Source organism: Streptomyces sp. R21 (genome assembly GCF_041051975.1).
Taxonomy (GTDB): Bacteria; Actinomycetota; Actinomycetes; order Streptomycetales; family Streptomycetaceae; genus Streptomyces.
Map to the genome: position 1 here is coordinate 4,042,814 of NZ_CP163435.1, position 13,313 is coordinate 4,056,126.

At 72.2% G+C, this 13,313-nt stretch carries 9 protein-coding genes; 4 read left to right on the plus strand and 5 right to left on the minus strand.

Going from position 1 to position 13,313, the window contains the following annotated elements; all coding sequences use genetic code 11:
* Window positions 1–132: 132 nt before the first annotated feature.
* The 4 genes from AB5J56_RS18040 to AB5J56_RS18055 form a co-directional block, all read right to left on the minus strand.
* Window positions 133–1,143, minus strand: a complete 1,011-nt coding sequence (locus AB5J56_RS18040; protein WP_369233770.1) for a hypothetical protein — start codon at window positions 1,141–1,143, stop codon at window positions 133–135.
* 172 nt (window positions 1,144–1,315) lie between these two features.
* Window positions 1,316–2,494, minus strand: a complete 1,179-nt coding sequence (locus tag AB5J56_RS18045; RefSeq protein WP_369233771.1) for a VWA domain-containing protein — start codon at window positions 2,492–2,494, stop codon at window positions 1,316–1,318.
* Window positions 2,491–4,938, minus strand: a complete 2,448-nt coding sequence (locus AB5J56_RS18050; protein WP_369233772.1) for a DUF5682 family protein — start codon at window positions 4,936–4,938, stop codon at window positions 2,491–2,493. Before AB5J56_RS18050 ends, AB5J56_RS18045 begins: the two co-directional genes overlap by 4 nt.
* On the minus strand, window positions 4,935–6,065 hold the full coding sequence (locus AB5J56_RS18055) for an AAA family ATPase (protein ID WP_369233773.1): 1,131 nt from the start codon (window positions 6,063–6,065) through the stop codon (window positions 4,935–4,937). Before AB5J56_RS18055 ends, AB5J56_RS18050 begins: the two co-directional genes overlap by 4 nt.
* A gap of 132 nt (window positions 6,066–6,197) precedes the next feature.
* Between AB5J56_RS18055 and AB5J56_RS18060 the strand changes: the two genes are divergently transcribed.
* Both AB5J56_RS18060 and AB5J56_RS18065 read left to right on the plus strand, forming a co-directional pair.
* Window positions 6,198–7,550: an SWIM zinc finger domain-containing protein gene (locus AB5J56_RS18060; RefSeq protein ID WP_369233774.1), complete on the plus strand. Its 1,353-nt coding sequence runs from the start codon at window positions 6,198–6,200 to the stop codon at window positions 7,548–7,550.
* Window positions 7,551–7,602: 52 nt separating this feature from the next.
* The gene (locus AB5J56_RS18065; protein ID WP_369233775.1) at window positions 7,603–9,252 is read left to right on the plus strand and encodes a DUF5691 domain-containing protein; all 1,650 of its coding nucleotides are present in this window, start codon (window positions 7,603–7,605) and stop codon (window positions 9,250–9,252) included.
* Between the two features lie 385 nt (window positions 9,253–9,637).
* Here the strand turns inward: AB5J56_RS18065 and AB5J56_RS18070 are convergent, their stop codons facing one another.
* Entirely contained in the window at window positions 9,638–10,054 is a 417-nt protein-coding gene (locus AB5J56_RS18070) for a cobalamin B12-binding domain-containing protein (RefSeq protein ID WP_369233776.1), read from the minus strand.
* 566 nt (window positions 10,055–10,620) lie between these two features.
* Here AB5J56_RS18070 and AB5J56_RS18075 point away from each other — a divergent pair.
* Window positions 10,621–11,481, plus strand: coding sequence for an esterase/lipase family protein (locus tag AB5J56_RS18075; protein ID WP_369233777.1), 861 nt, complete (start codon window positions 10,621–10,623; stop codon window positions 11,479–11,481).
* A gap of 220 nt (window positions 11,482–11,701) precedes the next feature.
* Window positions 11,702–13,312, plus strand: coding sequence for a peptidoglycan DD-metalloendopeptidase family protein (locus AB5J56_RS18080; RefSeq protein ID WP_369233778.1), 1,611 nt, complete (start codon window positions 11,702–11,704; stop codon window positions 13,310–13,312).
* Window position 13,313 lies beyond the last annotated feature (1 nt).

A 13,313-nucleotide genomic window follows, 5' to 3' on the forward strand; every position in this document is an offset into this window, starting at 1 on the left:
CAGATCCTTCGGGATACCGAGACATTCGGGATGTTCCGGGGGCTTCCGTCCGGGAATCGGAGGGGTCTCCGGACGGCGGGCAGACCTGTTCCGCCCCCGCGCGGCAGGTCGATCAGCGGGGGAAGGGCTGCCCTAGCCGGGGAAAACCGGAATGTCCCGGTGCCTGTCCCGGATCTCGGCCGCGGTGACGACCGCCGGTGCGCCGGGCACGAGCCGCAGCGGCGCCCGGTGGTTCAAGGTGACGGCATGCGGATCGCCGTGCCGCGGCGCGCCGCGGTCGACCGCCGACTGACTGTCCAGCACGCCGGTCGGCTCACCGCCGGGCGCCGGGTGCGCGGGCACGTGAGCGGTTGCCGGGCCGCGGGCCTCGCCACGCACGACGGCACCGACGGCTTCCGCACTCCGCCCACGGGGGCCGTACGGCGACGCCACGACCGCCGTCTCGTGCGCGGCACCGTCTTCTACGGCCGTCTCGTCCGACCGTTCCGGCTGTGCCGTCCCGCCCGGCTGCTGCGGGGCCGCGGGCGCCGGAAGGGTCTGTCCCACACCCGGGAGCGCGGGCAGGCCGGGCCAATCGGGGAGACTCGGCAGTCGAGGCATCTCAGGTGCGGACGGAAGCACTGGCAGGGTTGGCATTGACGGCAGTACGTCCGCCGAGGGCTCGGTCAGCCCCACGGTGGCCGTCTCCACCAGATCCCCTGCCGGTCGTACGACCTCACGGGCGGTGTCGGCGACATGGGTGCCCGTGAGGGCCTTGCCGCCCTTGCCGCCCTTGCCGATCTTCGAGGCCACGGAAGTGACGGGAGCTGCAGGGGACTTGGCGGCAGGAGCCGTGGAGGCCTTCCGGGGCGTCGAGAGGCCGGAGGGGAGGGCCGGCTCAACGACCCCCGCGGGCGTCGCAGCCGTCGCCACCCTCGAAACCATCGGCGTCGTCGAAACCGTCGTCGTCGATACCGTGGTCGTCGTCGAAACCGTCGTCGTCGCCCCTGTCGAGTCCGCCGCCTCGGCCTGTCCTGCGCAGAAGAACCCCAGCGCGAACAATCCGCCCATCACCAGCACCACTTGCAGCGCACGCCGCCCGGCCGCCGTACGCATCATGCGCAGAGCGGCACCGGCACCGGGCAGTGCGGCTGGCGGGGTCAAGACGGGGCGGGTCCTCCGGTGTGACGGAACAAGGCGGAACGCGGCGGTACGCGGGGGAACATGGCGCACCGTACGAAGGCCCTGAGGAAGTGCCGATCCTTGCACGGGACTCCCGAGGTTGCGCAAGTCCCCTGTTACCGATGGGTATTCATGTCCTCTTTCTCAGCTCTCCTCACCTGGTGTCCGGAATCGGGAGCGGCCGCTTCTCTATCGCCGCCGCCATCACGTCGGGAAACAGATCCGGAGTGCACGCGAACGCCGGTGCGTCCAGCGCGGCGAGCGCCGCCGCGTGCTCGCGGTCGTATGCGGGCGCCCCTTCGTCGGAGAGCGCCAGCAGGGTCACGAACTGCACCCCCGACGCCTTCATCGCCGCCACCCTCTTGAGCATCTCGTTCCGTATCCCTCCTTCGTAGAGGTCGCTGATGAGCACCACGACCGTGTCGGCGGGCCGGGTGATCTGCGACTGGCAGTACGCGAGCGCCCTGTTGATGTCCGTGCCGCCGCCGAGCTGCGTGCCGAAGAGGACGTCCACGGGATCGTCGAGCTGGTCGGTGAGGTCGACGACGGCGGTGTCGAAGACGACGAGGCGGGTGGCGATGGACCGCATGGACGCGAGGACGGCGCCGAACACGGAGGCGTAGACGACGGATGCCGCCATCGACCCCGACTGGTCGATGCAGAGGACGACCTCCTTCTTCACCGACTGCGACGCGCGCCCGTAACCGATCAGCCGCTCCGGAACGATCGTGCGGTACTCGGGCAGGTAGTGCTTGAGGTTCGCCGCGATCGTGCGGTTCCAGTCGATGTCGTGGTGGCGGGGCCTGCTGATGCGGGCGCTGCGGTCGAGGGCCCCGGTGAGCGTGGCCCGGGTGCGGGTGGCGAGCCTCTTCTCCAGGTCCTCGACGACCTTGCGCACAACCGCCCGTGCCGTCTCCTTCGTCGTCTCGGGCATCGCCTTGTTGAGCGAGAGCAGCGTGCCGACGAGGTGGACGTCGGCCTCCACCGCCTCCAGCATCTCCGGCTCCAGCAGCAGCGCGGAGAGGCCGAGCCGGTCGATGGCGTCCCGCTGCATCACCTGGACGACGGACGACGGGAAGTACGTCCGGATGTCCCCGAGCCAGCGCGCGATGGACGGCGCCGACGCCCCGAGCCCCGCCGAACGGTCCCGCCCCGCCTGCGGCTTGTCCCCCTTCCCGTACAGCGCGGTGAGCGCTCCGTCCATCGCCGCGTCCCGCCCGGCGAGCGCACACCCGGTGCCGTCCGCCGCGTCACCCCCGAGCACCAGCCGCCACCGCCGAAGCCGCTCGTCACTCGCGCCACTCACTCCGCTCGCGTCCGCCGATGTGGTCATGGGGCCACCCCCGCAAGGTCGTTGTCGGTTTCGGCTGTGTCCTCGTCCAGCCCCAGCAGCAGGCGCAGCACCGGCAGGACGGCGTCGGCGCGCTCGGGGTCGAGGTCGGAGGCGAAGCCGGGTATGCCAGAGGTGGCGGTTCCCGCGCCACCCGGCGCTCCGGGGCCGCGGCGGACCAGCTCGCCCAGCGTCCTGCGCACGCCCGCCTCGTACGCCGAGAACGTGCGGCGCAGCAGTGGCAGCACATCGGTGAACGCCTCCGCCGGCACCCCCGTCAGCCACGCGTCCACCAGCCCGAGCAGGCGTTCGTCGTGCACGAGCAGCATCCCGCCCCCGGAGCCGCCTCCGACGAACCCCTCGATCCAGGCCGCCGCGTCCCCCGGCTCCGTGCCCGGTGACAGGACGAGCCCCATGAGCCGCGCGGCCTCGTCCTGCGCCAACTCCCCGTCGTCCAGGAGCAGTCGCACCGCCCGCCCGCGGATCACTCCCGGTACGGTGTCGCGCCCGGCGAGCACCTTGAGCACCGCATGCCAGCGGCCGCGTATACCGCCGGGCGACGCGGTGAGCGTCTCCCCCAGCAGGGCCACCGCTCCGTGCACCGCCTCCACATGGCGGCGCATCTCCTCGGCGGCTTCGGCGTCGAGGGCCGCGCAGGCCGGCGGGAGGCCGACGAAGATCCGCTCCGCGAGGCCCGCCGCCACATCGGTGAGGGCGTGTGTGTCCGTGCCGCGTACGTCGCCGTAGCGCAGGGAGCGGACCAGGGCGGGCAGGGCCTGGGCGAGGTGGCCGACGTCCGCGTCCAGTGCGGCCCGGTCGGCGAGGACCCGCATCACCACGGGCAGCGCGTCCGGGAGTTCGGCAAGGAGGCAGCGCTCGGCGAGTGCGGTGACATCGGCCAGGGCACGTGCGGAGACGGCGTCCGTCTCGGCCTTGGCGGTCGCGGCGGACAGCACGGTCGTGCCCCAGACCCCGGCCTCGGCGACCCGCACGGACAGCTCCGGCTCCCAGCGCAGCCTCCAGGTCTCCCGGAAGGTGCCCGTGCTGCCGCGCGACACGGCGGGCTCGCCCCATTCGACGCCCAGGAGGCGCAGCCGGTGCAGCAGTCTGCTCCGCCCGGCGTCCGTCTCCTTGCGCAGGTCGAGCTCCAACTCCCGCTCCAGCGCCTCCGGTTTGAGCCGCAGTCGCCGCTGGAGCCGCGTGAGGTCCCGCTGCAACGGCACCGCGGGCGCCGACGCGGGCACCTCGCCCAGCACATCGCCGACCACGAGCCGGTCGTGCACGAGCGCCAGCGGCACGTCCGATCCCTCGCACATCACCGCGCGTACGGCGTCGGTGGTCTCGGTCAGCCCCGGCAGCGGGCGGCCACGCATCGCCGCGAGTGTGTCGGCCAGCCGTACGGCCTCGATGACATGGGCGGAGGAGACGATCCTGTCCTCCTCGCGCAGCAGCCTCGCCACCTTCGTCATCCAGCGCTCGACCGGGCGATCGGGGGCGCCGAACAGATGCCCGTACCAACCCGGCGAGTCGATGCCCGCGCCGTACCCGCTGACGCGGGACAGCCGGCGGTGCGTCCAGGGCACCCAGGTCAGGTCGGCCTTCGCCTTGGGCAGCCCCTTCAGCAGCGCCCGGTCGGCGGCGGCCGTGCTCTTGTGCCGCAGCGCGGGCACGTGCCAGGCCCCGCACACCACCGCCACGGCGTCCTCGAACTCCCGCTGCGCCGCCCGCACCTGGAGCCGCATGTGCGCCTCCCGCACCAGGTCCCGGTCGCGGCCCCCGACCCCGTAGGCCTCGCGCAGCGCGCCCATCGCCTCGCCCAGCACCGCGAACGGCAGGAACGGATCCGTGCCCGCCCCGCTCCGGTGCTCGACCACGTCCTCCCACCAGCGCTCGGGGTCGTCGTAACCGGCGGTCTCGGCCAGCACGGCCAGGGGGTCGATCCGCACGGCCTCCTCGGCTTCCTCGGCGCCTTCGGCCTGTTCCGGGGCGGTGTCGTCCTTCCCCCACGCCAGGGTGTGGGTCGCCGGGAGGTCGATGAACCGGGCCGGAACCCCGTGCTCCCCGGCCCAGCGGATCGCCACCCACTCCGGCGAGAACTCGGCCAGCGGCCAGAAGGCCGAGCGGCCGGGCTCGTCCACCACGTGGGCGAGGAGGGCGACGGGGGGCCGCATGTCCTCGTCGGCGGCAAGAGGGATCAGCGCGTCCGCCTCCGGTGGCCCCTCGATCAGTACGACGCGGGGCGCGGCCGCCTCCAGCGCGGCCCGCACGGCACGAGCCGAACCTGGGCCGTGATGCCGTACGCCGAGCAGCAGCGGTCCGTCGTCGTACGCATAGCCGTACGAGCCCGTCCGGGTCCCCGTCCCTTCGGTGTCCGGCGCACAGCCGGCCTCGGTCTGCTCCGCCCTGAGCCCACCCCCCGCGGTCGGCTCCTCCTGGAGTCCGGTCATGCGCTCACCTCCCGGCAGGCCCGGTAGAAGTCCTTCCAGCCGTCCCGCTCGCGGACGACCGCTTCCAAGTACTCCTGCCAGATGACCCGGTCGGCCGCCGGGTCGCGGACGACGGCGCCGAGGATGCCCGCCGCGACGTCGCTCGCGCGCAGGACGCCGTCCCCGAAGTGGGCCGCGAGCGCGAGCCCGCCCGTGACGACGGAGATCGCCTCCGCGGTGGAGAGCGTGCCACTCGGCGACTTGAGCTTCGTGCGCCCGTCGGTCGTGATCCCGTCGCGCAGCTCGCGGAAGACGGTGACGACCCGGCGGATCTCCTCGATGCCCTCGGGCACGGCCGGCAGTTCGAGGGAGCGGCCGATCTGGTCGACGCGGCGCGAGACGATGTCGACCTCGGCCTCGGCGCTCTCCGGCAGTGGCAGCACCACCGTGTTGAAGCGGCGACGCAGGGCGCTGGACAGCTCGTTGACCCCGCGGTCCCGGTCGTTGGCCGTGGCGATGAGGTTGAAGCCGCGGACGGCCTGCACCTCCGACCCCAACTCCGGTATCGGCAGGGTCTTTTCCGAGAGGATCGTGATCAGCGAGTCCTGTACGTCCGCCGGGATGCGGGTCAGCTCCTCGACGCGGGCGGTCATCCCCTCCGCCATGGCCCGCATGACGGGGCTCGGCACGAGCGCGGCGCGGCTGGGGCCGTTCGCGAGCAGCTGCGCGTAGTTCCAGCCGTAGCGGATCGCCTCCTCGGGGGTCCCGGCGGTGCCCTGCACGAGCAGCGTCGAGTCACCGCTGACCGCTGCCGCCAGGTGCTCGGACACCCAGGTCTTGGCGGTGCCCGGCACACCGAGCAGGAGAAGGGCGCGGTCGGTGGCGAGGGTGGTGACGGCGACCTCGACGATGCGGCGGGGGCCCACGTACTTGGGCGTGATCACCGTGCCGTCCGGCAGGGTGCCGCCCAGCAGATACGTCGCCACCGCCCAGGGCGACAGCCGCCAGCGGGCCGGGCGGGGCCGGTCGTCCTGCGCCGCCAGCGCCGCGAGTTCGGCCGCGAAGGCGGTCTCGGCGTGCGGGCGCAACGCCTCGTCCGTCTCGTGCGCGGGCGGATTCACGGACATCGGGTCAACGGACACAGACATGGCTTGGTCCCCCTCCAGCTTCGCCGGTTCGGATCTGGTTCCACCCTGCACCACGGCACTGACAATCGCTCTGACCTGCGGAAATACCCTCATCGCAGTCGATTGTCAGTGGCGGGATCTACCTTCGATTGCATGACACAGCAGGGGGTGCGCTGGACAGCGGATCAGGTGCTGGCACTGGCGCCTGACGCCGCGTCACGCAAAGCGGGAAGCGAACTCGGCGCGGCCGGACCGTGGTCCGGGGCCGGGCGCAGCGACGAGGGGACGGTGTGGGGTCTGTGCAAGGGCAGTGGCAGCAAGCCGTATCGGACGGTCATCGACATCGCGGACTCCACCGGGCCCGCTTACAAGTGCAGTTGCCCCAGCCGCAAGTTCCCGTGCAAGCACGCGCTGGGACTGCTGCTGCTCTGGGCGGATGCGGACGACACGGTGCCGCGGGGGCCGGCGCCCGACTGGGCGGAGCAGTGGATGGAGGGGAGAAGAGAGCGCGCGCAGGAGAAACGGACGACGGACGGGGCATCTGGAGCGGCCGCGGCTGATCCGGAGGCGGCGCGGCGCAGGGCGGAGCGGCGGGCCGAACGGATCACGGCGGGGGCGGCGGAGCTGGAGCAGCGGCTGACGGACCTGCTGCGGGTCGGTCTGGCCGCCGCCGAGCAGGCGGGTTACGCGCCGTGGGAGGAGACGGCGGCCCGGATGGTCGACGCGCAGGCCCCCGGTCTGGCCGCGCGCGTAAGGGAGTTGGGAGCGATCCCGTCGTCCGGTCCGGGCTGGCCGGTGCGGCTGCTGGAGGAGTGCGCGCTGCTCCATCTCCTGGACCAGGGGTGGCTGCGGCGCGAGCGGCTGCCGGACGGCCTGGCCGCGACGGTCCGCTCCCGGGTCGGGCTGACCGGCTCGCCGGACGGCCCGCCGGTGCGTGACCGATGGCTGGTCCTGGCCCAGTACGACACCTCGGACGGCCATCTCACGACGCGCAGGATCTGGTTGTACGGGACAGAGTCCGGCCGCACGGCCCTGCTCCTCTCCTACGGAGCCGCCGGGCGCGCACCGGAGCTGGCACTGCCGGTGGGACTGGCCGTCGAGGCGGAGCTGTCGGCTTACCCGGGGGCAGGGCAGTTGCGGGCTGCGCTGGGAGAGCGCTTCGCACCTCCCTCTCCCGCGGGGATACGGCCGCCAGGGGTGGGCCCGGCACAGGCGGCGGCCCGCTACGGAGCCGCCCTGCGCGACGATCCCTGGCTGGACTCCGTCCCGGTGACCCTGGACCGGGTCGTCCCGACCCCGGACGGCGACTCCTGGCAACTGGCTGACGCCGACGGTGACTTGGCGCTGCCACTCACCCCGTCGGCCCGTACCCGTCCCGGCCTGTGGCGCCTCGTCTCCCTCTCCGGCGGTTCGCCCGTCACGGTCTTCGGCGAGTGCGGTCACCGCGGCTTCACTCCACTGACGGCCTGGCCGGAGGGACCGGGAGAAGCGGTGACGCTGTGCTGACGGCAAGGACACCCTCCGACCTCCTCGCACGCTCCGTACGGAAAGGACGCTCATGAACGAGATTCCCGCTTCCGCCAAGCCCCAGGAGACACCGGAGGCACCGGAGACGCCCGCCGGGGACTCCTGGGAGGAGCTCGTCACCGTGGCGCTGCTCGGGACCGAGCGGCGTACGCCACCGAGGTGGTCGCCCGGACGTGAGGCGCCCATGGCGCTGCTGGACGCGGCCGCCGCAGGGACCCTGCGGCGGCGGGCCGGGCTGCGGCCGGCCCGCGCGGCGGCCCGGCCCGAGCCGGCGGCACGGGATCCCCGCCCGGCACTGCCGCCCGCTGCGGCCCGCAGACTCAGCCTGCTGCTGGCGGACCGCCCCGGCACGGGAGGCGGCGGCCGCAGAGGGGCGGCGCCCGACCTGATGGAGCTGCTGCCGCAGTGGCTCGCCCTGGCGAACGAACGCGGATACGCGGCGCCCCCGGCGTCCCTGCCCGCACTCCTCGACGCCGCTCGGGGGCGTACGGATCTGCGGCCGGCGGCGCTGGCCTTCGCGGGCCCGCGCGCGCTGTGGCTGGCCCGGCTGAACCCGGACTGGCGGTTCGCCCTGCACTCCATGCCCGGCGGCGGTGCCGCGCTGCCAGGTCCGGACGAGACCGAGCGCGTCCAACAGCTGTGGCAGGAGGGCTTGTTCGCCGAGCGGGTCGCACTGCTCGCGGCGATACGGGCGCAGGATCCGGCGGCCGCGCGTGAGTTGCTCGCCACGACATGGGCGACGGAGCGCGCCGAGGACCGGCTGATGTTCCTCGACTCGTTGCGGATGCGACTGTGCGCGGAGGACGAGCCGTTCCTGGAACGGGCGCTGGCCGACCGGAGCCGCAATGTGCGGGCCACGGCCGCGGAGTTGCTGTCCGCGCTGCCGGATTCGGCGCTCGCCGCCCGGATGGCGGACCGGGCGGGTTCCTGCGTGGCCGTCGACCGGACTCAGGGGGTGCCGACGATCGTGGTCGAGGCTCCGCACGAGTGCGACGCGAGGATGGAGCGGGACGGTGTGGTGCCGAAAGCTCCGGCGGGACGGGGCGAACGTTCTTGGTGGCTGGGCCAGTTGGTCGAGTCGGCACCCCTCGCGGCATGGGAGCGGCGACTGGGAGGACGTACGCCCGAGGAGATCGTGGCGCTGCCCGTGACGGACGACTGGCAGGGCGAGCTGCATGCGGCGTGGTGCCGGGCGGCGGTGCGGCAGCGGGACTCGGGGTGGTCCAGAGCGCTCCTGGGGGTGCCTTCCGCCCCGGAGGCCGGAGGGCCGGGGGCGGTGTCGCTGGCGGAGCGGTCGAAGCTGCTCGCCACGTTGGGGTCAGCGGAGCGGGCCGAGTGGGTGGCGGGGTTCATCGCCACCCACGGGTTGTCGGAGGCGTTTCAGCTGCTCGGGGTGTGCGCGGTGCCCTGGGCGGGGCCGCTCGGGCGGGCGGTCGTCGACGCGCTCAACATCGCGCGGGACGCGGGGAGTTATCCATGGAGCTTCAGTGGAGTCATGGGGCTGGCCGAGCGCTGCCTCGATCCCGCGGAGGCCGTACGGCTGGAGGGGCTCACCGCGGTTCCGGACGAGCCGGAGAACGCGGCGCCCGGGGCCGGGGGCTACTGGGCCGAGGCGTTCCAACGCCTCGTCACCACGTTGCGCCTACGCGCGGCGATGACAGCGGAGCTCACCCCACCGTGACGTTGCGCCGCCCCCAGGGTGGGTGGGCAAACCCCGGTCACCCCTTTGCTTCCTTGTCACCCGGCGGTGGTGCTGGGCGGGGGTGGGTCACGCAGCCCGGCGCTTACGAGGCACCGCCTGCGCCCACCCGTGCCGCCCCAGCGGCACGATTGCCCGCAGGGAGGACGGACCCGCCGCCACGCGAGCGACCACGCACCCGCAGTCGCGTACGCACGCAAGGGGCCGTGCCGGTACGTTCCTGCCCGTCGCGTAGCAGACCGCCCGCCAAGTCCCGCCGTATGCAACCCCGGGCAGTACGCCCACGCGGCGACGGGCAGAACGTACCGGCACGGCCCCGACCCACCCACCGCACCGCAGGCGCCCCGCGACAGGCGCCCCCGCCCGACTACGCGCCGGCAGGCTGCCGAACGTTGGCCCGCACCCAGTCCACGATCGACGCCGTAGTAGCCCCCGGCGTGAAGATCTCCGCGACGCCCTTCTCCTTCAGCGGAGCGATGTCCGCCTCGGGAATGATGCCGCCGCCGAACACCTTGATGTCCTCCGCCTCGCGCTCCTTGAGGAGCTCGATCACCGCGGCGAACAGCGTGTTGTGGGCGCCGGAGAGGATCGAGAGGCCGATCGCGTCGGCGTCCTCCTGGATCGCGGTGTCGACGATCTGCTCGGGGGTCTGATGAAGGCCGGTGTAGATGACCTCCATACCGGCGTCGCGCAGCGCCCGCGCGATCACCTTGGCCCCACGATCGTGGCCGTCGAGCCCCGGCTTGGCCACCACGACGCGGATCGGACCGGCTGCCACACCCATCACTGCCTCCATGAACCGACTACACCAACCTGTACCGACAGATATCGCACATTCCACTGCCCGCTGCACCGGATGCGTATCCGCGGCACGGCCACCCCGAGCCGCACCGGCCGGGTAAGTGAACGAACGTTATCGCCAGCATCCCGCAACCGGCAGTTTCACGGTGGAGACCGAGGGGGAAATCACACGGTGGGACAAGTTCGCCGCGCATCGCTCCACGTTCCTGCGCCTCATGCGCCGCATGGACCTGCGGCACACGGGCCGGGGCGGGAGCTCGCGCAAGGAGAGCCGCTATCAGGTGGCCGCACCACCACGCCGTCAGCGGGGCGGCGCGAGGATCGGCCGCTTCGGCGATGGCATGCAAGCGGGGAGCCACGCCCGTACGAGGACAGGGACCCGCGCCGCACGGACGGCGTGGAACCAGGTCACGACGACGGCAGGGCACCCCGTCGCGTCACGGGCGTCACATCCGCCCCGGACACACCGCGTGTCACCGTCACCGCGGCTTTCCATGAGGGCACACGGGGGACAGAGCCGTCCTCCCACGTGCCGACTGGAGGTCGGCCATGAAGGTCACCAGGGCAATGCTCCCCTTTTATCCGCTCTGCCAGCGGCTGTTCCCGAGCAGACTGGCAGGACTCTCGGTGGCCCTCCTGAAGGCGACGGCCCTGGAGATCGCGATCCTCGCCGGGCACCTCCTCCTCTATCCATCCGGAATCGTCCAGGAGCGCCGGTCCACCCCGGCCCTCCCCGCACCGGACACCACCCAGCTGCCGACCGAGGCCAAACCGCCGGTCGTCCTGCTGCACGGCTTCATCGACAACCGCTCGGTCTTCGTCCTGCTGCGCCGCTCGCTCGCCCAGCACGGCCGGCAGCAGATCGAGTCGCTGAACTACTCGCCGCTGACGTGCGACATCCGCACCGCGGCCGCGCTGCTCGGGCGGCATATAGAGGAGATCTGCGAGCGCACCGGCCATGAGCGGGTGGACGTCGTCGGGCACAGCCTCGGCGGGCTCATCGCTCGCTACTACGTACAGCGGCTCGACGGCGACGTCCGCGTCCGCACGCTCGTCACGCTCGGCACACCGCACTCGGGCACCCGGGTCGTCCCGGTGATGAACGCGCATCCGATCGTCCGTCAGATGCGCCCGGGCTCGGACGTGATCGAGGAGCTGCAGAGGCCCGCCCCCGGCTGCCGTACGCATTTCGTGAGTTTCTGGAGCGATCTGGACCACTTGATGGATCCGCTGGAGACGGCCTGCATCGACCACCCGGACCTGCTCGTGCAGAACGTGCGGGTGAGCGGCATCGGGCATCTCGCCCTGCCCGTGCATCCCGCCGTCGCGACCGGCATACGGCAGGCGCTCGATGTCGAGGAAACGGGAGCCCGCGCCGCCGCTCATGCAGGAGGCCTGACGGTGGCGTAACAGCCCCCGCACAACCGACGCACAACCGCCTGACGGTCGTTGAAGTTCGAACACTCATCGAACGCCAGGCCAAAGCCGTGCCCGCACTCCCCCGAAACACGGCCGAATGCCCGTTTCCTGCGCCAAGGAAACCTGCCGAAGATTGTCGTGCCCGCATACCGCCGGGTACAGTCACCGCACTGCTCTGCCAGCCCCTGTTGTCGAGGCGAAAGAGAAGTTGGTGAACGACCGTCACCCGTCGGGGACCGTGATTCCCCCGGCTCCGGCTTCCGATGCCACATCGGCGCACTACGCGTCGCCGTACGGCCAGCAGGGAGCCCACTACGGTGACTTCACCACGTACGACGGCTACGCCGCCACCGGTTATGACGCGCACTACGACGCCCAGGCGAACACCACGGGCACGTACACGATCGCGAACGACGCGACGTCGAGTTTCGCCACCGACCCGCTCTTCGGCGACATGCCGGGCACCGGGACCGACATGGGCACCGGCAGCGGTACCGGTTCGTACGATGCCACGCAGTGGAACACCGGCAGCCACCAGACGCTGAACTACGACCCGTATGCGGCGCAGCACCAGGCCGCGTACGACACGGGCAGCTACGAGACGACCACCTGGGCGGCGGGTTACCAGCAGCTCGCCGACATCCCCGCCCAGCATCCGGGCCCCGACGCCTCGGGCCAGTGGGACTCGAGCGCCTGGCTCCAGCCCGAGCAGCAAGCCGACCGGACGCAGCAGTGGACCGCGCAGACCCAGGACACGGGTGCGTACGACGCCACGCAGTGGAACTCGGCGGGCGACCACGACGGTCATGACAGCTACAGCCACCACGACGGCTACGCGCCCGCGTCTGTGCCTGAACCTTTCGACCACGACGGCTACGCGCCCGCGTCCGCACCGGAACCTTTCGACCAGCAGGCCACCGCCACCTTCGAGCACGTGGCGTACGACTTCGAGCATCCGGCCGCCGAGGACGGCGAGTTGGAGACCGAGGGCGATGCGGACGACGCCTACGGGGCGCCGCTGCTCGACGACGTCGAAGAGGTCACGCCCCTCCCGGCCTCTCGCTCCGCCTCCCGGTCCGGTTCGCGTTCACGCCGCCGCAGTCCGGCGAAGCGCTCCGCCCTGCTGACCATCGCCGTGCCCTCGGCCTGCGTGATGGGCGTCGCGGGAATCGCCGCCGCCTCCGTGGGGACGCTGAGCAGCGACGACAGCAAGGACACGACGGCGAGCGCGCCCGACGCGACCGCGGTGAAACCGTCCGCCGCCAACAACAAGCTGGACACCCAGCTCCGGAACCTCTCCGCGGGCGCCGACGACTTCGCCGACCGGGCCAGCCGCACCCAGGAACGCATCGACCTCAAGGCCCAGCAGGCGGCCGACAAGAAGAAGGCGTTGGAGGAGGCGGCCCGCAAGGAGCGGCTGCGTCCGAAGTTCGCCCTCCCCGTGACGCAGAAGGGGCTCAGCGCCTACTTCGGCCAGGCGGGCGTCAACTGGATGTCCGTGCACACGGGCATCGACTTCCCGGTGTCGTACGGCACGACGGTGATGTCCGCGACGGACGGCACCGTGCGGACGCAGTGGAACAGCGCGTACGGGAACATGGCGATCGTGACCGCCAAGGACGGCACGGAGACGTGGTACTGCCATCTCTCCAGCTACAAGGTCGCGTCGGGCACGGTCGTGAAGGCCGGCGACCCGATCGCGTTCTCCGGGAACTCCGGCAACTCCACGGGCCCGCACCTGCACTTCGAGGTCCGCCCGGCCGGCGGTTCGGCCATCGACCCGCTGCCGTGGCTGCGCAGTCACGGGCTGGACCCGACGTAAC